We start from the raw sequence: 19,624 nt of genomic DNA, 5'->3' as shown, positions 1-19,624 counted from the left end.
CCAGTTGTTATAGATTTTGGGAAATTCGTTGTCGTTGCTCATAAAAGTCAGTTAAATAGCTTTGTTCAAAAGCGAACCCAGATCGGATTAAAAGTGGTTCATAATAGTATTTACTGGCAAGTTGAAGACCCATTGGCATTCCTTGTGTATCTAAGCCCATCGGTATGGATAATGCTGGATGTCCAGTTAGGCTAAATAAACGCGTATACCTTGTCATTGAAGTAAATATGTCTTCATGTAAATCATCCACTTTAACATACTCCACCCCAATTTGTTTAGGGCTAACAGGTAAGGTTGGCGTGGCAATAATGTCAACCTCCGTTAAAGCTTGATCAACTTCGGAAATAGCTTTCTTACGCCAGTTTAGTGCTTTAATATAATCCATTGCAGTAATCGATTTTCCAGCCTCTAAATGAGCTCTTACATCTTCACCAAAATCATTTAGTTTAAAACGAAGGTGGTTTTCATGTATCGATGCCCCCTCTGCAAGTGCAATAGGAAATACTTGTTCACTCGCTGTTTGAACAGACGAGATGTCTATTTCCATGAGTATGGCACCGAGGCTTTCTAGCTGCTGAAGTGCGTTTTGATAGGCGAGTAGAATATCCGGATCTATATGACAAGTAAAATAATGACGCGGCACGCCTATCCGCATGCCTGAAATTTGTGTATGGCAATGTTCTTGGTATAATCTGTCTGTCAAACCGTTCATTATAATAGCGAGGTCGCCTATATTTTGAGTGATTGGTCCCACATGATCTAAAGTCCAAGAAATTCCTTGCACTCCTGTAGTATCTACCATGTTTTTAGTAGGTTTTAATCCAATAACACCACAGGCAGAAGCTGGTATGCGAATAGACCCTCCTGTATCTGTTCCAATCGAAGCAAGTCCCAGATTTGCACATACTGCAGCTCCTGATCCACCACTTGATCCCCCCGGAATGTTGTCTAGATTCCAAGGATTTTTAACCGCTCCATAAAAAGGATTTGTCGACGTAATACCGAAAGCGAATTCGTGTAAATTGGTTTTACCGAGATTGATTGCCCCCGCCTGTGTTAATTTTTGAACAACATATGCATCGGAATTCGGTATATAGCTGTGATTTATTTTAGAGCCACTTGTTGTACGAACTCCATTCGTGTTAATTAAATCTTTATATGATAAAGGGACCCCTTGAAGTGCACTTAATTGTTTTCCTTTTAAATAGTTATCTTCTGCGTTTTTAGCTTGTGCCAATGCAGTTTCATATGCAATTGTAATAAAAGCGTGAAGTTTATGATCTATATCATCCATTCTTTTAAGATGCTGCTTGGTAATTTCTACAGGTGAGAATTCTTTTTTCTTATAACCATCTATAAGTTTGGTGATGGACATTATTTTTTCCATAGATGAGCCTCCTTTGGTGATGATAGGGAATTATTTTATGACATCATTCTCCCTTACTTGGTATATAGTAAATTGTAATAAAATGAACGGCATTGCTGATAAAAATAATGTTTGTTTCACAAGTAGAAGGTTGTTTTTTAAAGTTTTTCTTACTAGGTAAGAAAGTATAAAAATTAGTGGCTTTGGAATAATGAAAAATAACCGAATAAGCCACGCCCGGCGCAAGCGCCCAGTAACTAGGTGACTTCACGAATCGCCCTCCGATAAGTCATCATTAGTTCTTACCTCACCATGATTCCTTTATCTCAGTTGCTTCGTTCCAGTCTCTACGTTGCTAAACGGGCGCTTGCGCCTTTATTATCAGAACGCAAGTTAAATGATTCCCCCCCATTTTAGAATTACGTGAAGCAGGAATGGAAAATAGCGACCTTTAATTATGCATATCCTGTAGAAATCATCCACTATGAAGTTTCGCTTTTTTCCGAATGTACATGTCATACGATTTTTATTTCACAAGTAGTAGGTGATACAAAGAAACCTAGGCGAGAGATAGCAAGTACCTAAGTTTTCGATTTGCTAAGGCGAACAACAGTAGAGGGTGGTAGAAAACTCTTACTTCATAAAGTTTCACTTTATTAGTATCGGTATTTGGTTCTCATTTTTTAATTTAATTTGTTAGTAAATTAAAGGAAGTCTTAACTATTACAGAAAGAGAACGTAAATGGTTTAAATATGGTACAAAAACGGAAAAGTTCGAAAAACGTTATTGCAGAGTGATTATCATGCGTTAATCACCAAAAAATTTTAACAGCAATTTATTATATATAAAATATATATTTTTATATATATTTAAATTGACATATTATAATAATTGCGTTATTATTTAATTGTGAAATATTGATCAAAAAATTCAACAATATAAAAGAAATTAGTAACTTAAATTGCCACTTTTAATTTGAAAACGGATTAAATATCTAATACTGATGGCTGTTAATATTCAAAACGAGATGGATTTGGTTGTTTGAACGGATCTAGGATTGACTTTAAGGATTCGTTATAGTTAGCGTTGTTTTTGTAATTATCGTTGGATAGTTATAAAGGGGATTTCAGCTTGCGGGAGGGATAGCAATGAATATCGAAAGATTTATTGAAGCACGCAAAGAAAAAGGGTTATCTCAAATAGAATTAGCTGATGGGATATGTACTCAAGCCACTTTGAGTCGTTTTGAAAATAATGGTCACGTACCTAATTTAAAGATTCTCATCAAGTTATGTAATCGTTTAGGTTTACCAATGGGGGAACTCTTTCCAAAAGTTGGAGTGAAATATACGGAAATCATTGAAAAAATGAATAAGGCGGAATTTTTTCTCATCACAAGTGAATATGGGCAGTCTCAAGCGTTGCTAGAGACTATCTCTGTTTGTAAGATAGAGGAACCTCTTTTAGCTTTACGTTACTACTATTTAAAAGGCTTTGTGATGATTTTTCAAGATGCTGAGATAACTGATATTTTATTTAATTTTGATCAGATTTTACTCGAAGAAGAAGTGAAAGATTATGAAATATTTCGTCTATTAGCATATACCGGAATCGGCATGGTATTTTCAAGGGAAAAAGATCAGGAAAAGGCAGAGTTTTATTTCAATAAGGTTCTTGAAAGAATCTATACGTATCCTACTAAAGAGGTAGAAGATACTTGGCGAGTATTAAATATTGTTTTTCAATGTAGTGTGTTTTACGCCGAAATGGATGAATTTGATGCTAGTAATGCCTTGTTAGAGTATGCTGTTTCGATTTGCTCAGACAATCACGTGACTTATTACTTAGCGCGAGCAGCCATTCAATTAGCTAAAAATGCTATTACTCAAAATAAGCCGCAGCACGTTATATTAGAACTCATCTACGACGCTCGAGCTTATGCCAAGATTAATAAAAACCATGTAGGACTTAAACTTTTATCCGATATGGAAAAAGAGGTCTTGAATCGATTTGAAGAGTAGGTAGTTTCTCTTTTATATGAAGGGTGATAGCTAAAAGTGTAACTATGTATTAGAAAAGAGGTGACTGAGATTGGAGCTAAAAAGAAGAGTTGTGCACTTAATGGGGACAGTGATTGATTTATCTGTTCAGCATGAATTTGCTGAAGCAATTTTAGATAAAGTAGTAGCGCGTTTAAAAGAATATGAGCATCGTTTTAGTGCTAACGACCCTAATTCTGAGTTGATGCAGGTTAATAAAAATGCTGGTATTCACCCAGTGACTGTACACCCGGAATTGTACGAACTTATTAAGATAGGAAAAGAACACAGTTGTGCTAAAGAGACCCATTTAAACATTGCTATCGGTCCGTTAGTGCAAACTTGGCGTATTGGTTTTTCAAATGCTAGAGTGCCTTATAATAATGAAATTACTGAGTTGCTAGAGCGGACAAACCCTAAAAATATAGTACTTAATGACAACGAGTGCACTGTCTTTCTAAATGAACCAGGGATGTTGATCGACTTAGGCGCATTAGCCAAAGGCTATATTGCAGATTTAATCATTGATTTTTTAAAAAACACTCAGGTAACTTCTGCGTTAATTAACCTGGGTGGAAACTTGGTGGTCTTGGGATCTTCTTCTAAGCCAGATGGTAACTGGCATATTGGTATTCAAGATCCCTTACAATCTCGCAACGATTATTTAGCTGTTTTAAAGATTTTCAATCAATCAGTTGTTACTTCAGGAGTTTATGAAAGAAGCTTGACTCAAGATGGGCAGACTTATCATCATATTATTGACCCTCAAACGGGTTATCCTATGACAACGGACGTGGTTAGTTTAACTGTTATTTCTGATCAATCTGTTGATGGAGAAATTTGGACTACACGTTTGTTTGGAAAATCTGCTGACGAAATTATCAAGATTGTAAACGGTCTTCAAGGAATAGAATGTATGGTTGTGACAAATAAAGGAGCAATATTTTGTTCAACAGCTTTAGAGGCCAAAATAGTTAAAAAAGCAATGTGAGTTATTAACCGGGGTTAGCTGACTCCATATAAATATATAATTTAGCGGAAAGGAAGAAACAGAATGAATCATTTTATTGGATTGGTGGGGACAAACTCAGACCATTCTACTAACCGTAAGTTACTGCAATTTATGCAAAAACATTTTTCGGATAAAGCACAAATCGAATTGGTAGAAATTAGAGATGTGCCGATGTTCAACAAGCCTGAGGATAAGAAATTACCCGCTTTAGCTCAAGAAATAGCAGACAAAATGAGTGAGGCAGATGGTGTAATTATTAGTACACCGGAGTATGACCACGCTGTACCAGCATCATTAATGAACACCTTAAACTGGTTGTCCTACGGGGTCTTTCCATTTGTAGATAAGCCAGTAATGATCACAGGAGCTTCATACGGAACGCTAGGTTCTTCGAGAGCTCAAGCTCACTTACGACAAATTTTGGATGCGCCAGAACTAAAAGCTCGTATCATGCCTAGTTCAGAATTCTTGTTAGGTCATTCGCTGCAAGCTTTTGATGAAGCGGGGAACTTAGTAGATGAGCAACAAGTTGCGACACTTGAAGGATTATTTGATGATTTCTTAACTTTTGTTTCTATCACTAAGCAGTTAAACCATGCGCATTCAATTAACCGAAAAATAGCAGAAAATTTCTCATGGGAACCTATCTAAAAAGGGGAGTGTCATTTATGAAATTAGTCGGTATTGTAGGATCTAACGCAGAACTATCATATAACCGAATCTTATTAAAATATATCGCAAAACAATTTAGTCATTTATTTGAAATGGAAGTCATTGAAATTAAAGATGTGCCACTATTCAATCAAAGTGATGATCAAACGAATAGTCCAGCTATACAGCGGATTAATAATAAAATTATGCACGCAGATGGTGTGATTATTGCCACTCCTGAGCATAACCATACCATTCCAGCTGGCTTGAAAAGTTTAATAGAGTGGTTATCATTTAAAATTCATCCACTTGAAAACAAACCAGTAATGATTGTAGGAGCTTCATACTATGCTCAAGGTTCTTCACGTGCGCAATTACACTTACGTCAAATCTTGGATGCGCCAGGAGTTAACGCGATTGTTATGCCCGGAAATGAATTTTTACTAGGCAAAGTAAAAGAAGCCTTTGATGAACAAGGTAACTTGAAAGATCAAGGAACTCAGAAATTTTTAGAAAGTATTTTGCAAAAATTTGTCCGTTTTGTTAAAGTCTTGGCAGCCTTAGAAGGCCCTAAGAAGCTAGCTAAGCCAGAAGATTTACACGCAACAGGTAAAATCGACACCACCATTGAGGGTGTTGATATGGCGGCAGAAGACTGGGTAGAGAAGGCTGCTGAAGCAGTAGACGCTGTTGAGGGGAAGACGTATGTGAAATTAGATCGCGGTATCTTAACGGTAGATCAATTGAATTATTTCCTAGCTTCCATGCCAATGGAATTAACTTATGCAGACAGCAATAACCAATTCCTGTACTATAACCATACATTGCCTGCTGAAGAAATGTTGGCTTCACGTACACCAGGTCAAGTAGGGAATCCATTAGCTGATTGTCACCCACTAAAGTCCCTTAAAAACGTAGAATGGGTGATTCAACAATTACGTTCTGGAGCTAAAGACGCTGTTCGTGTTCACGTTCCCACTCACGGACCTGACAAATATGTGGTTCATAATTATCAAGCTATGCATGATAAAGCAGGAAACTATGTTGGAATTAATGAGTTTATATTAGATTTCAAACCAATCATCGACTGGTATTTAAAACAAACTGGTCAAAAATTAGTTGGAGATGTAGATGCCGTTTCTGGTGCTTCAGCTAATGATAACCACGATGTAGATGGTGTATCAGGTGCCACGGCCAATGATGGTGTTCATAAAAATGTAGATACGGTTTCTAGCACCTCTGTTAATCACTAAAATAAAGAAGACTAGTCTGTGTAATTCACGGTCAATTAAATCATAAGGCAAATAAGTCTGATTCCCCAATAATCCATACATTTATTTCTGATCTTATAGAGAAAAAGCCTCTCAAAAGAAATTTTGCGGGGCTTTTAGTAAATGAATTTAGTTGTTCTCTAATGAAGGGATGACTAAGAGGATCAGTGAGATGCTTAAGCCAAATGCACACTTCTGCTATCAAACCATCAATAAAGAATGCCTCCCTCTTTGGAGATTTGGTTTACAACGTGTATACATATCGTTATAAAATGCACAAATAATAAATTCAACATTTTAGAAAAACTTGGCTTACCGCCAAATCTTTATGCGAAAGCTGCAGTTTTTCTTATACTATAAATCATAGAAAATCATAGAAATTTTATACTCTCCTATAGTGGAACAAGGCCACGGGGCGCCTGGTTAGCAACGTAGCGAATGGAACGAATCAACGAAAGATAAAGTGAACCTTCCATCAGCGGGGGTTTCTTTATCCACCGCTGATGGTTAGCAGCCCAAGGGTATGACTTAAAGACCTCTTAAGAAATAGGAGATTTAGGTGCTGTTATCTCCCGCTTTGATTTCTTCCGCTCACATCTTCCATTCTTAGACCGTGGGAGTCTACAACGCCTTTTTACGGGATAAAGGACATGCCACTACAACAGGGATATCCGACGTCTGGACGGCAAGTCCGTTTTTAGTCGCCTTCCTCTTACAGGCGAACCGATGAGGTCTTATCGAAGGGTGCATTTATAAAGTCGCATCGTTGCTGGGCGCTTAAGCCGGACGTGACTATTCCGTTATATCGTTATCCCGATGCCAAAATTTTTATACTTTCTTACCTTGTGAAAAAGTCGCTCTACTTCGGAATAAAAAAATAAAAGATGCCAGCCATTCCATATAACTTTTTACTAATGGAACGGCTGGCTATATAACTGTTATGTAAGCCATTATCATAGTGAACGTATGTCTTATTCTGTAAATGTTATTGTTTGCTTTTGTGAATGCTGTATTTTTTCTTTTGCTTCTAGTTCTATAATGGCTTTTAATTCGGTTAAAACAGAGCTAAAATCTGTATGCTCTCCAAGTAGTAAGCACAACTCGTATTCAATTGGCTTCCATGTGCTAATATCCGCTTCATTGTGTTGTATTTGGACTTCTAATTTATCCAATGCATTCGCAACTTTTGCTTCGTATGTTTCTTTTGCCTCAAATTCAATCCAAATTCGATACAAATCTTCCCCTATTTCTTCAGGTAAGATGTTTTTGATATTGCTCATTGCTTGCAATTCATTAGCTTGTTTCTGTTTCATGGCTGCTACATCATTCATAATTTCAAAGACAGGAATATCTCGTGCTTCTGCTTCTACTAGATCATGAATAATGATCATTTTTAATAGTTTGTCCATGTCCAGATTTGTTTTTAAATATGGCTGCAGTAAAACAGCCATTAACGTCATGCGCCATGTGTGCTCTGCAACGCTTTCCCTTCTACCGTTGGACAACCAGCTATGTCGTAGCTCTGTTTTTAAATTTTCTCCTAGTCTAATAATTTGGTAAATACGTTTTAATTTATTCTGCATGATTTTCACCTCTTTGTATAATAGTAATAAATGTATATCTTCTATCGTCATCTGTTGCAATAATAAAAGTAGAAGAACCTTAAAGGAAAAGGTTTCAAAACTCATTGCTCCGGGAAAGAATATTTAGTATGTTATAGTTAAAGTAGTTGTTCAAAAAGTTGGTTAAAAGTGCTTCTTACAACTCTATCATCACATGTAATGCATTTTTATTTTTAAGACCCCTCGAATTATCGATCTGGCGTTACCTCCTTTTTGAACACCGATCTGACTGAACTTGGAAAGGAGGGAAATGATGAAGCAACGCGAAAACGTTATTTTGTTTCCAAAGTGGAGAACGGCACTGGAAGAAGAAAGTTTAATGGCCTTAAAAGAAAAAAGGTTTGCTGAAGCATTGGATAAGTTGGATGAATTATTAAGTTATCAAATCAACAGCTATGAAATTGTAAGTGGAAAGTTGATTTGTTTAATTGAGTTAGGTCGACATCAGGAAGCTCAGGAAATATGCGAGGATGTGCTTCAACATCAAGGTAATCACTATTATCACTATTTACATATTTATTTAACCATTTTATTTCAAACAAATCAATACGATACATTAATGCAACAGGTGGAAGAAGAGTTTAAAGAACATGAAGTACCGGAAGTTTTAAAAGGGCAATTTCAACAATTATATGAAATGAGTAGTAAATTAAAAGCAGATATGGTAATTGAACATAGTACGGCATATATGGAAGAATTAAATAACGCCATTGCTGCTTGTGACTACCAAAAACAGTGGCAGGTAATTGAAAAATTACGCCGTATGAAAAGTGAGCCTAGTCGTAAAATGTTCCAACTATTAGTAAAGGAAGAGATCCACCCTGTTGTAAAAACAGCTATTTTAGTTTGGTTACAGGAGATAAACTATAATAACCCGATAGAGGTTTGCAAGTGGGGGGAAAATATAGAATTAAACCCAAACGATATGAAAGACTTCCGGCATCATACGTTAGTGAAACAAATTATTCTCATCATTAACGAAATGGAACAGAAAAACCCAACGTTATATGGATTACTGGAGAAACTCTTATATCATTATATGTATGTCAGGTATCCGGTACTTCCTTTAAAAGATGAAGCAGAAAACATCGCTTTAGCACTGAAAGCAATTGGCGCAAATTATTTAAATATGCAGCTGGATGTGGATAGAAACTTAATGAATGTGGATCATTACATAGAAGACATTGAACGGTGTGAAGCCTTGTATTCTAGTATCATTGAGGAAAACTAGAAATATGACGAAATGCTTGAAAGGAGAAGCAATTATGTTATAATGAAATGGTTGTAAATCTCGCTCTTTTATATAATTAGTGGATGTGAAAAATGAAGGACACAATAGATTTTGGAGGGAACTATATGTCAGTAAAATGGGAAAAACAAGAAGGAAATGAAGGTGTACTTACATTTGAAGTAAGTGCAGAGGAATTTGATAAAGCGTTAGATCAAGCATTTAAGAAAGTCGCAAAAGATGTACAAATTCCAGGTTTCCGTAAAGGAAAAATACCCCGCGGATTGTTCGAAAAGCGTTTTGGTGTAGAAGCACTTTATCAGGATGCTGTTGATATTGTATTACCGACTGCATATATGCAAGCTGTCGATGAAGCTGGAATTGAGCCAGTTGATCAACCGGATATTGATATTGAATCGATTGGCAAAGGGGAGCCTTTAGTATTTACTGCTAAAGTAACGGTAAAGCCAGAGGTTAAACTCGGTGAATATAAAGGTTTGGAAGTAGAAGAGGAAACCGTAGAGGTCACCGATGAGGACGTAATGCATGACTTAGAGCATCAACGTGAACATCACGCTGAATTGGTTGTTAAAGAAGATGGAGAAATAGAAGAAGGCGATACTGCTGTTATTGATTTTGAAGGATTTGTAGATGGAGAAGCATTTGAAGGTGGCAAAGCTGAAAATCATTCTTTAGAAATCGGCTCTGGACAATTTATTCCAGGATTTGAAGAGCAGCTTATCGGCAAAAAGCCTGGGGAAGAAGTAGAAGTAAACGTAACTTTCCCTGAGGATTATCACTCAGAGGATCTTGCTGGGAAAGAAGCGACCTTTAAAGTGGCTATTCATGAAGTGAAGTTTAAAGAACTCCCTGAGCTTGATGACGAGTTTGCTAAAGATTTAGACGATGAAGTAGAAACGCTTGAAGAATTAAAAGCAAAGAAAAAAGAGCAGCTCTTAGAGCAAAAGAAACAAGATGCAGATGATAAGAAACGTGAAACATTAATCGAAAAAGCAAGTGAGAACACGGAAATCGATATTCCTGATGCAATGGTAGAGACAGAGCTTGACCAGATGGTTCAAGAATTTGAACAACGTCTACAAATGCAAGGAATGACATTAGAAATGTACACTCAATTCTCTGGCCAAGATAAAGATGGCTTAAAAGAGCAAATGCGAGAAGATGCTGAAAAACGTGTGAAAACAAACCTTATACTAGATGCAATTGCTGAAACAGAGGAATTGGAGGCATCTGAGGAAGATGTAGAAGCAGAACTTGATAAGATGGCAGAAATGTATGGCGCTGAAAAAGAACAAATCAGACAAATGCTTGGTGGTAATGCAGAGGCATTAAAGAATGATTTGAAAAAGCGTAAAGCGATTGATTTCCTTGTTGAACAGAGTAAAGCCGTTTAATTCATCTTTTAAAACGTATAAACAGATGTGGAACAGGAAATGATGCAAACAAGGTGTGATTTTTCACACCTTGTTTTTCCATATAAGTACCCAGCGCTTGCTTTCAAAAAGAGGGTAAAAAGGATGGAGACAAAATGGATGTCCTGCTTTAAATATCGATGCGATTTAACTGTTGTTTATGTATTTATACGAGTTCTATGTTAATTTGCCTGCATAGCTTTCGTTAATTTTGATCTATGGTGCGGTTTTGGAATAAAGTTTCCTACAAAATCATCATCCAATCGATATATCCTTTTTATTCGACTTTTTGGTAATTCTCTTATAAAGTAATACACAGAGCCCATCATAATATACTTAAATATAGGTTCTAACTTATTATCTTGAATGGGGCGGGGACATAACTGAACTATTCTAAAGGTAAATATTGCACTCCTAGCTTTATTATACGTAGATCAAGACGTAACAAAAGGTATGATTGGACCTCACCATTGAGATAGCACAAAGAGGCTCACCAGCTGGCAAGTATATTTCCAGAGTTAGTTATATGTAGCATCCAGCATGTCTCAATAGTTCGAATTTTACTTTGATAAAAATACGTATGTCCTAGCTTCATTTAAACTTCTACCAGTTAGCTTATTATAGTACCGTATAAACACGGCACGTAAAGTATCAATGGTTGGCTTTCAAGCAAAAAATTTGCCTTGTTTTTAACTGGTGATGGGGAATTTTGTTACATTGGACATGAATCGGACGAACAATGGGTATGCTAGTGTGTATGATCAGAAATGTGTCTACTTTCGCAATTATAGATGTATAAGGCACAAAGAAAGGTGTATCGTTTTGTGTTTTAATTTTGTTCTGATATGATGACTATAAGTTGAAACCTAAATGAGCAAGTGTAAAGGAAAGAGATTTAACTTTTAGGGGTGAAAATAACGATGTTTAAATTCAATGAAGAAAAAGGACAATTAAAATGTTCGTTCTGTGGTAAAGGCCAAGATCAAGTTCGGAAGTTAGTCGCCGGACCTGGCGTTTATATATGTGATGAATGTATCGAATTATGTACGGAAATTGTTGAGGAAGAGCTTGGCACAGAAGAGGAAACGGAACTGAAAGAAATTCCGAAGCCGCGTGAAATATGTGATATATTAGACGATTATGTAATTGGGCAAGATAAGGCGAAGAAGAACTTGTCTGTAGCTGTATATAATCATTATAAACGAATTAATACCACAAAAACTTCTTCTGACGACGTAGAATTATCAAAAAGTAATATCGCGATGATTGGTCCGACTGGAAGTGGAAAAACATTATTAGCACAAACTTTGGCACGGATTATTAATGTACCGTTTGCAATGGCTGATGCCACTTCCCTTACAGAAGCCGGCTATGTTGGAGAAGATGTAGAAAATATTTTGCTGAAATTGATTCAAGCAGCAGATTATGATGTTGAAAAAGCAGAAAAAGGTATCATTTACATTGATGAAATAGATAAAGTGGCGCGTAAATCGGAAAACCCGTCTATTACGAGAGATGTCTCGGGTGAAGGGGTGCAACAAGCTTTGCTTAAAATTTTGGAAGGTACCGTAGCAAGTGTACCGCCTCAAGGTGGAAGAAAGCACCCGCATCAAGAATTTATTCAAATCGATACAACCAATATCCTGTTTATCGTCGGTGGTGCATTTGATGGAATTGATCAGGTTATCAAACGTCGTCTCGGTAAAAAGGTGATTGGATTTGGTGCTAATGAAAAACAACAGGACATGGAAATGGGTGAACTGTTAGCAAAAGTATTACCAGAAGACCTGTTGCGCTATGGGCTTATTCCCGAATTCATTGGTAGAATTCCAGTTATTGGAAGTTTAACTCCATTGGATGAAGAAGCGCTAGTCGAAATTTTGACGAAGCCGAAAAATGCTCTTGTGAAGCAGTACCAAAAGTTATTCGAGTTAGATAACATAGAATTAGAATTTGAAGAGGCGGCCTTAAAAGAAATTGCTGCCAAAGCAATTGAACGTAAAACAGGTGCAAGGGGTCTACGTTCTATTATTGAAGGTATTACGCTTGATGTCATGTTTGAACTTCCTTCCAGAGATGATATTGAAAAGTGTATTATTACCAAAAAAACAGTGGTAGAAGAAGGCGTTCCTAAGCTAGTATATCGGGATGGAACGGTAACAGAAGGTGCCAAAAAACACCCGAAAGAAAGTGCTTAAAGTAGTTCTTCTAATTTCAACAATAAAATATCAGATTTGATTGCTGGACAGTATATGGAATTATTAATACGAGAAAGTTTAGAAGGTTAAAAATCTAAGAACAAAACATAGTCGTATCAGTATTTGCTCCACCAATTAAAACCTGAATAGGAAAATAGACTGACTTAATTACACTATGTAACAGGTCAGTCTCTTTTTATCTCGAATGGAAAGTACTGCGGACCCCTTACTTCTCTCGGTTGACGACTAGATGCAATGAAAAGAATAACTAGGGAGATAACAGACTTGAATTCCCTAAAGGGTTTTGAGTCTATTCTAGCAGTACGGACAAAATCAGTGAAGGATGAAAGAAAACCTCAACGGATTAAAAATTCACTTGATAAGAATAGCTTTTTGTTGTATATGTTTCTTCAGCGACTGCAATACTAATGGTATGTATAAAACTTATGAGCGTATGTGATTAGTTTAAAATAATTTACTTAAATAACTAAATGCTAAAAAAGCAGTATAAACAAGCTGACGGAGATTTTCATTAAATCAGCTTAACTTGCTTTTTGAGCAGCTCCGATAAATTCATTTACAAACTGCGTGCTTTTCTATAGAATTTAAGAATGTATACATACACCACTACCTATATATGGAGGTACATATGATGACGAACGATAAAATACAACTCCCCCTCCTGCCGTTACGTGGATTACTCGTGTTTCCTTCTATGGTTTTACATTTAGATGTAGGAAGAGAAAAATCCATTTCCGCTATAGAGAAAGCAATGATGGAAAACCAATACATATTTTTAGCGGCGCAAAAAAGAACGCGTTTAAAAGAACCGGAGCCTAAGGATATTTATTCGATTGGAACTGTTTCAATGGTTAAGCAAATGATAAAACTTCCAAATGGCACCATGCGCGTACTGGTTGAAGGATTATATCGAGCTGAAATTTCTCGATATGTAGAGCAAGAGCAAGATTTTTTAGTTGAAGTGAACAAACTACCTGATATCGAATCAGATCCATATGAGCAAGAGGCTCTTATGCGTTCATTATTAACGCAGTTCGAAAAATATACGAGCCTTTCTCAAAAAATTACACATGAGACGTTTGCGACTGTTGCTGATATCGAAGAACCTGGTAGATTGGCTGATATCATTACTTCCCATTTATCTTTAAAAATAAAAGAAAAGCAAGCATTATTGGAAATACAGGCGATTAAGGACCGGTTACAACTTTTGATTCAATACATATCAAACGAACAGAAAGTGCTTGATTTAGAAAAAAAGATTGGTCAACGTGTGAAGACTTCGATGGAAAAGACGCAAAAAGAATATTATCTTCGCGAGCAATTAAAGGCAATTCAAAAAGAACTAGGAGAAAAAGACGGTAAAATGGGAGAGGTGGATGATTTAAGGGAAAAGATAAATGATTCTACCATGCCTGCACGTATTCGAACAGTAGCACTTAAAGAATTAGATCGCTATGAAAAAGTGCCGCAAAGTTCAGCAGAAAGCTCCGTGATTCGGAATTATATCGAATGGCTGTTAGCGTTACCTTGGGAAGAGAAAACAGCGGATCGGATAGACATCAACCAAGCGGAGAAAATATTGAACAGGGAGCATTATGGGTTGGGAAAAGTAAAGGAGCGTATTTTAGAGTACCTAGCAGTACAAAAGCTCACTTCTTCCATTAAAGGACCAATACTCTGTTTAGCAGGCCCGCCCGGAGTAGGGAAAACATCATTAGCAAAATCCATCGCCCATGCGGTTAATCGGAATTTTATTCGAATTTCCTTAGGTGGCATTCGTGATGAAGCTGAAATTCGGGGGCATAGGCGAACATATATTGGTGCAATGCCAGGCCGAATTATTCAAGGAATGAAAAAAGCGAAGACGATCAACCCGGTGTTTTTGCTAGACGAAATTGATAAGATGGCCCATGATTTTCGTGGTGACCCATCCTCTGCTTTACTGGAAGTACTTGATCCGGAACAAAATCAACAATTTAGTGATCACTTTATTGAAGAAACGTATGATCTGTCCAATGTTTTGTTTATTGCTACTGCGAACTACATCAATAATATTCCTGTTCCTTTACTCGATCGGATGGAAATTATTTCAATCGCTGGTTATACGGAAATTGAAAAACAACATATTGCTAAGCGTCATTTATTGCCAAAGCAGTTAAAAGAAAATGGATTAACAAAAGGTCAATTACAAGTACGTGATTACGCGTTACAAAAGCTGATTCGGTTGTACACAAGAGAAGCAGGAGTTCGTAATTTGGAAAGACAGTTAGCAGCTTTATGTCGAAAAGCTGCCAAGCTCATTGTATCTGGAAAGAAAAAACGTGTAGTTATCACAGAAAACAGTCTAGAGGACTTACTTGGAAAACCGTTATACCGATATGGCTTGATGGAAAAGGAACATCAAGTAGGTACAGCCACTGGGCTTGCTTATACAGCTGTAGGAGGCGATACGCTTGCTATTGAGGTTTCTCATTATCCTGGAAAGGGAAAATTAACGCTCACAGGAAAACTAGGTGACGTTATGCAGGAGTCTGCTCAAGCTGCCTTTAGTTATATTCGTTCCCGTGCTACCGAATTGAATATCGATCCATCATTTTATGAAAATTGTGATATTCATATTCACGTACCTGAAGGAGCAACACCAAAGGATGGCCCGTCTGCCGGTATAACGATGGCTACTGCTTTAGTTTCTTCTTTAACGGGACGAGCCGTAAGAAAAGAAGTAGCAATGACAGGAGAAATAACATTGCGGGGACGGGTTCTTCCGATTGGAGGGCTTAAAGAAAAAGCATTAAGTGCTCATCGTGCTGGCATTTCCACTGTCATCATTCCGGAAGATAATAAAAAAGATATTGAATCGATTCCAGAAAGCGTTCGGAAGGATTTAACATTTATAACCGTGCGCCATCTAGACCAAGTATTACAACATGCGTTAGTGGGGGAACAAGATGAAAGTAACAAAAGCTGAAATAGTTATAAGTGCGGTTAGTGAAAAACAATACCCAAATGATCGATTACCAGAAATAGCCTTAGCTGGCCGATCGAATGTCGGAAAATCTTCCTTTATTAATACGTTAATTAACCGAAAAAATTTAGCACGGACTTCTTCCAAACCAGGAAAAACACAAACGCTAAATTTTTATCGTATGAATGATGCGTTTTATTTTGTTGATGTCCCAGGCTATGGCTATGCAAAAGTGTCTAAGAAGGAAAGACAAAAGTGGGGAAGAATGATGGAGGAGTATTTTGAAAAACGCAGTTCTCTTAAAGCTGTTCTTTTAATTACAGATATTCGTCATGAGCCTACAAACGATGATTTGCAAATGTATGATTTTTTAAAGTATTATGAGCTATCGGTTATAATTGTGGCTACTAAATTGGATAAAATACCTAAAAATAAACGATCCCATCATGTAAAACGAACAGGGGATGCTTTCCAATTAGAACCAGGAGACTATTTATTACCCTTTTCTGCGGAAACAGGTGAAGGTAAAGAAGAAGCTTGGGCTATTCTCCGACAGTATATGGCTCTATAATGAAAGGAAAAAGCCACGTGCGGTTGGTTAGCAGTATGTACTGAACCGAACTTGGAGGAGAGAAAAGCGATGAGCTAGAAGTGGAAGTTAAAAACTACTAATCCTAGCTCGGAAAAGAATAGAGCCGGGATTAGTATACTTTCTTACCTTTTAACCAAGGCACTCTCTTCCGAGCAGTGCTTTAACTTTGTTGGCTTATCTATGTGATTTACGTCCTTTTAGTAAATAGAATCCAATAATAATCAATAGAACAGGCCAGAAACGTTCCATCAAATCGACGATGGAATAAATCCAGTTAAACCAGGTTGGGAGTTGAACAGAGAAAATCATGATTAAAGAAAAAGCAATCAGCAATAATCCCGGAAGAATCCCTTCCTTTGTTTGAAAAAATCGAATGATAAATGCAATACCTACAATTAATACATACATGGCCCAATGATCAATCCAGAAAGAATAATAGGCAAGTCCGTAAAAATGAATACCAAGTCCGAGTAAAATCGTACCACTAAATAAATTCTGATAATTTTTTGTGATATAGCTATGAATTAAAAGGACAAGCCCAATTACAATAATTATCGTTTGCCACGAATAAAAGTTATTAAAAATGGGAATATTTAACTGTTGAAGTAAAAAAAACAGACCAATGCCAATAAGTAAATAGGCTGTGAGAGTATTTTGTTTTTTCAAGTGATCACCTCATGACGTTATAGTTCGAATTCTTGCTTCTTTACTGCTGTTATGATAAAGTACAGACGTATTGCGTACGACGTCTTATACGTTATATGCTAGCACAATGTTTCAGATTATGTTCACATTTTGCTAAATTGTAACGAAATATACATGTTATAATAGAAATTAGCAACAATATTATTTTATATTCATTATTAAATGATAGCTTTTGTTTTTAACTTTTTCAAGGTTATTAGAGCCTACTGTCAATGAGGATAAGAGGCTTTTCACAGGTTAATACTTAGCTCAAACGCATAGTTTTATAAAGTATTCATGATTGAAGTTTCATTTTACTTGGGGGTAGATGGTTGTGCATATTTTAAAGGTTGGTTTTAATTATAAAACAGCCCCTGTAGAAATTAGGGAAAAGCTTGCATTTTCAGAGCATAATGTTCATGAAGCTATGGTGACTCTGAACGGGCAAAAAAGTATTTTAGAAAATGTAATTGTTTCAACTTGTAATCGTACCGAAATTTATGCGGTTGTAGACCAGTTACACACGGGACGATACTATATAAAACAATTTCTAGCTGACTGGTTTCAGGAGGAAAAAACCACTTTTTCTTCTTTTTTGCAAATTACGGAAAATGACGGGGCGATGGAGCATTTATTTCGTGTTGTGACAGGTCTAGATTCAATGGTATTAGGAGAAACGCAAATTTTAGGACAAGTAAAGCAGGCATTTTTAACTGCACAAAAAACGGGGACGACAGGTACCGTCTTTAATGAGTTATTTAAACAAGCTATTACTTTTGGTAAGCGTGTACAGAAAGATACAGCCATAGGTAAACATGCTGTTTCGGTCAGCTATGCTGCTGTAGAATTAGCAAGAAAAATATTTGGTGACTTAAAGCAAAAACATGTTGTTATATTAGGTGCAGGGAAAATGGGTGAACTCGCTGTCAAGAATTTGCAAGGATCCGGCGCTACCGAAATTACGGTTGTTAACCGTACCATGGAAAACGCGGAGGCATTGGCTGCGAAATTTGCTGCGCGAGCAGAGACATTGGATCGGTTATCCATTGTGTTGCAAAATGCGGATATTTTACTTACTTCGACAGGATCTTCATCCGTTGTGCTGACTAAACAATTGATGGAGAAGGTGCAAAAAGGGAGAAAGGGAAATCCTTTATTCTTAATAGATATTGCGGTTCCGCGAGATATTGATCCGACTGTAAGTGAATTAGATAATATTTTCTTGTATGATATTGATGATCTACAGCATATCGTTGATGAGAATTTAGAAGCGAGAAAAGAAGCAGCGGGACAAATTGAACTGATGTTTGAAGCAGAAATGGTTGCATTTAAAGAATGGTTGAAAACATTAGGAGTCGTGCCTGTTATTTCAGCTTTACGACAAAAAGCACTTTCTATTCAAGCTGAAACGGTGAAAAGTATTCAAAGAAAAATGCCTGATTTGACAGAAAGAGAAAAAAAGGTCATTAATAAACATACAAAAAGCATTATCAACCAATTATTAAAAGAGCCCATTACACAAGCTAAAGAAATGGCGGTAGGGGATCGTTCGAGTGAATCACTTCAGTTGTTTATAGACATTTTCGGTATCCATGAAGAAGTCCAGCAAGAACTAGATAAACAAGCAAAAAAAAATGATACAAATAAGGTCATGAAAAATAAGCAAGTATCCTTTCCGCTTTTAAATAAGCTGCCGACCATATAATGAGAGGATTTCACATATGGTAGAATTGAAATGGCTTTATGAATTCATCTTAATAATTTATGGGTTAAGCTTGATGGGATACTTTATTGATTTTGTTCAAGACAACCGGAGGGTAAATCGCATCGCCTTCTGGTTGCTTAGTTTGGTTTGGATCATTCAAACCGTTTTTTTATTCTATGAAGTATTTTTTGTAAAGAGTTTTCCGGTCGTAAGTTTAAATGATAGTCTGTTTTTCTATTCATGGGTTTTAGTATCTATTTCATTACTTGCGAACAAGCTATTTCCAGTTAACTTTATTGTGTTTTTTACGAACGTCTTTAGTTTTTTCATTTTATTATTGTATCTGTTATCTGATGCGCAAAGGAATTGGCAAGTACACGCGGTACAATTTGTTCACGAAATCGTAATCGCTCATGTTACTATCGCCCTTATATCCTATGGTTTTTTTACGCTCTCGTTTTTATTATCCGTCATGTATTTAATTCAATATCAATTAATCAAACGAAAAAAAGGATTAAAATGGATGTGGCGATTTGCGGATTTAAATCAACTAGACACCTATGCTTTTAAAACAGTAACTATAGGCGTTCCTTTATTGTTAATCGCGATTATTCTAGGAATTGTTTGGGCCTATGTATCTGGAGCTCTGTTTTACTGGGTGGACTTAAAAACGATTGGTTCTTTCTTTGTATTGGCTGTTTATATCATTTATTTAGTAATCCGATTATTAAAGCGATATAGAGGCAGAGCCGTCGCTATGTATAATACAGTCGCGTTTTTATTGTTACTCATTAATTTCTTTTTATTTAGTACGTTATCGAAATTTCATTTTTAAA

The 19,624-nt window shown here is 36.5% G+C and carries 14 protein-coding genes; 11 read left to right on the top strand and 3 right to left on the bottom strand.

Annotated elements, in window-relative coordinates; translation table 11 throughout:
• Positions 1-7: 7 nt before the first annotated feature.
• Positions 8-1,387, bottom strand: a complete 1,380-nt coding sequence (locus D1839_RS04275) for an amidase (protein ID WP_199689927.1) — start codon at positions 1,385-1,387, stop codon at positions 8-10.
• Between the two features lie 1,128 nt (positions 1,388-2,515).
• Here D1839_RS04275 and D1839_RS04270 point away from each other — a divergent pair.
• The 4 genes from D1839_RS04270 to D1839_RS04255 all read left to right on the top strand — a co-directional run bounded on the left by D1839_RS04270 (position 2,516) and on the right by D1839_RS04255 (position 6,322).
• Positions 2,516-3,388 (top strand): helix-turn-helix domain-containing protein, encoded by an 873-nt coding sequence (locus D1839_RS04270; RefSeq protein WP_120378527.1) that lies wholly within the window; start codon positions 2,516-2,518, stop codon positions 3,386-3,388.
• Positions 3,389-3,458: 70 nt separating this feature from the next.
• Positions 3,459-4,397: an FAD:protein FMN transferase gene (locus D1839_RS04265; protein WP_120378528.1), complete on the top strand. Its 939-nt coding sequence runs from the start codon at positions 3,459-3,461 to the stop codon at positions 4,395-4,397.
• A 63-nt stretch (positions 4,398-4,460) separates the two neighbouring features.
• Entirely contained in the window at positions 4,461-5,069 is a 609-nt protein-coding gene (locus D1839_RS04260; protein WP_120378529.1) for an NADPH-dependent FMN reductase, read from the top strand.
• Between the two features lie 17 nt (positions 5,070-5,086).
• A complete protein-coding gene (locus D1839_RS04255; protein ID WP_120378530.1) occupies positions 5,087-6,322 on the top strand; it encodes an NAD(P)H-dependent oxidoreductase in 1,236 nt (411 codons plus the stop codon).
• A 989-nt stretch (positions 6,323-7,311) separates the two neighbouring features.
• On the opposite strand, the gene D1839_RS04250 is transcribed toward D1839_RS04255, so the two are convergent.
• A complete protein-coding gene (locus tag D1839_RS04250) occupies positions 7,312-7,923 on the bottom strand; it encodes an HD domain-containing protein (protein WP_120378531.1) in 612 nt (203 codons plus the stop codon).
• A 292-nt stretch (positions 7,924-8,215) separates the two neighbouring features.
• Here D1839_RS04250 and D1839_RS04245 point away from each other — a divergent pair, with 292 nt between their 5' ends.
• The 5 genes from D1839_RS04245 (at position 8,216) to yihA (ending at position 16,378) form a co-directional block, all read left to right on the top strand.
• A complete protein-coding gene (locus tag D1839_RS04245) occupies positions 8,216-9,193 on the top strand; it encodes a tetratricopeptide repeat protein (RefSeq protein WP_199689928.1) in 978 nt (325 codons plus the stop codon).
• A 125-nt stretch (positions 9,194-9,318) separates the two neighbouring features.
• On the top strand, positions 9,319-10,605 hold the full coding sequence (gene tig, locus D1839_RS04240) for a trigger factor (protein ID WP_120378533.1): 1,287 nt from the start codon (positions 9,319-9,321) through the stop codon (positions 10,603-10,605).
• 938 nt (positions 10,606-11,543) lie between these two features.
• Positions 11,544-12,821 (top strand): ATP-dependent protease ATP-binding subunit ClpX, encoded by a 1,278-nt coding sequence (gene clpX / locus D1839_RS04235; protein ID WP_120378534.1) that lies wholly within the window; start codon positions 11,544-11,546, stop codon positions 12,819-12,821.
• Between the two features lie 652 nt (positions 12,822-13,473).
• Positions 13,474-15,810, top strand: coding sequence for an endopeptidase La (lon, locus tag D1839_RS04230; protein ID WP_120378535.1), 2,337 nt, complete (start codon positions 13,474-13,476; stop codon positions 15,808-15,810).
• Positions 15,791-16,378 carry a ribosome biogenesis GTP-binding protein YihA/YsxC gene (gene yihA, locus D1839_RS04225; protein WP_120378536.1) on the top strand — a complete coding sequence of 196 codons (588 nt, stop codon included), beginning with the start codon at positions 15,791-15,793 and terminating at the stop codon, positions 16,376-16,378. The genes lon and yihA overlap by 20 nt, the downstream gene beginning before the upstream one ends.
• Before the next feature lie 195 nt (positions 16,379-16,573).
• Here yihA and D1839_RS04220 read toward each other — a convergent pair whose 3' ends face one another.
• The gene (locus tag D1839_RS04220) at positions 16,574-17,065 is read right to left on the bottom strand and encodes a LiaI-LiaF-like domain-containing protein (RefSeq protein ID WP_120378537.1); all 492 of its coding nucleotides are present in this window, start codon (positions 17,063-17,065) and stop codon (positions 16,574-16,576) included.
• A 352-nt stretch (positions 17,066-17,417) separates the two neighbouring features.
• Here D1839_RS04220 and hemA point away from each other — a divergent pair, with 352 nt between their 5' ends.
• Together hemA and D1839_RS04210 are read left to right on the top strand one after the other, a co-directional pair.
• Positions 17,418-18,788 carry a glutamyl-tRNA reductase gene (gene hemA / locus D1839_RS04215; protein WP_120378677.1) on the top strand — a complete coding sequence of 457 codons (1,371 nt, stop codon included), beginning with the start codon at positions 17,418-17,420 and terminating at the stop codon, positions 18,786-18,788.
• A 16-nt stretch (positions 18,789-18,804) separates the two neighbouring features.
• Positions 18,805-19,623, top strand: a complete 819-nt coding sequence (locus tag D1839_RS04210; protein WP_120378538.1) for a cytochrome C assembly family protein — start codon at positions 18,805-18,807, stop codon at positions 19,621-19,623.
• Position 19,624 lies beyond the last annotated feature (1 nt).

Source organism: Roseburia sp. 1XD42-34, assembly GCF_009917385.1.
Taxonomy (GTDB): domain Bacteria; phylum Bacillota; class Bacilli; order Bacillales; family Amphibacillaceae; genus Virgibacillus.
This window is presented reverse-complemented; position numbering and strand designations above follow the sequence as displayed.

Excerpts from the sequence above, each read along its gene's own strand:
- D1839_RS04245 (WP_199689928.1), top strand. The coding sequence starts at position 8,216 with ATGAAGCAACGCGAAAACGTTATTTTGTTTCCAAAGTGGAGAACGGCA.
- D1839_RS04250 (WP_120378531.1), bottom strand. The coding sequence starts at position 7,923 with ATGCAGAATAAATTAAAACGTATTTACCAAATTATTAGACTAGGAGAA.
- D1839_RS04275 (WP_199689927.1), bottom strand. The coding sequence starts at position 1,387 with ATGGAAAAAATAATGTCCATCACCAAACTTATAGATGGTTATAAGAAA.
- D1839_RS04260 (WP_120378529.1), top strand. The coding sequence starts at position 4,461 with ATGAATCATTTTATTGGATTGGTGGGGACAAACTCAGACCATTCTACT.
- D1839_RS04210 (WP_120378538.1), top strand. The coding sequence starts at position 18,805 with ATGGTAGAATTGAAATGGCTTTATGAATTCATCTTAATAATTTATGGG.
- lon (WP_120378535.1), top strand. The coding sequence starts at position 13,474 with ATGACGAACGATAAAATACAACTCCCCCTCCTGCCGTTACGTGGATTA.
- D1839_RS04255 (WP_120378530.1), top strand. The coding sequence starts at position 5,087 with ATGAAATTAGTCGGTATTGTAGGATCTAACGCAGAACTATCATATAAC.
- clpX (WP_120378534.1), top strand. The coding sequence starts at position 11,544 with ATGTTTAAATTCAATGAAGAAAAAGGACAATTAAAATGTTCGTTCTGT.
- tig (WP_120378533.1), top strand. The coding sequence starts at position 9,319 with ATGTCAGTAAAATGGGAAAAACAAGAAGGAAATGAAGGTGTACTTACA.
- yihA (WP_120378536.1), top strand. The coding sequence starts at position 15,791 with ATGAAAGTAACAAAAGCTGAAATAGTTATAAGTGCGGTTAGTGAAAAA.
- D1839_RS04270 (WP_120378527.1), top strand. The coding sequence starts at position 2,516 with ATGAATATCGAAAGATTTATTGAAGCACGCAAAGAAAAAGGGTTATCT.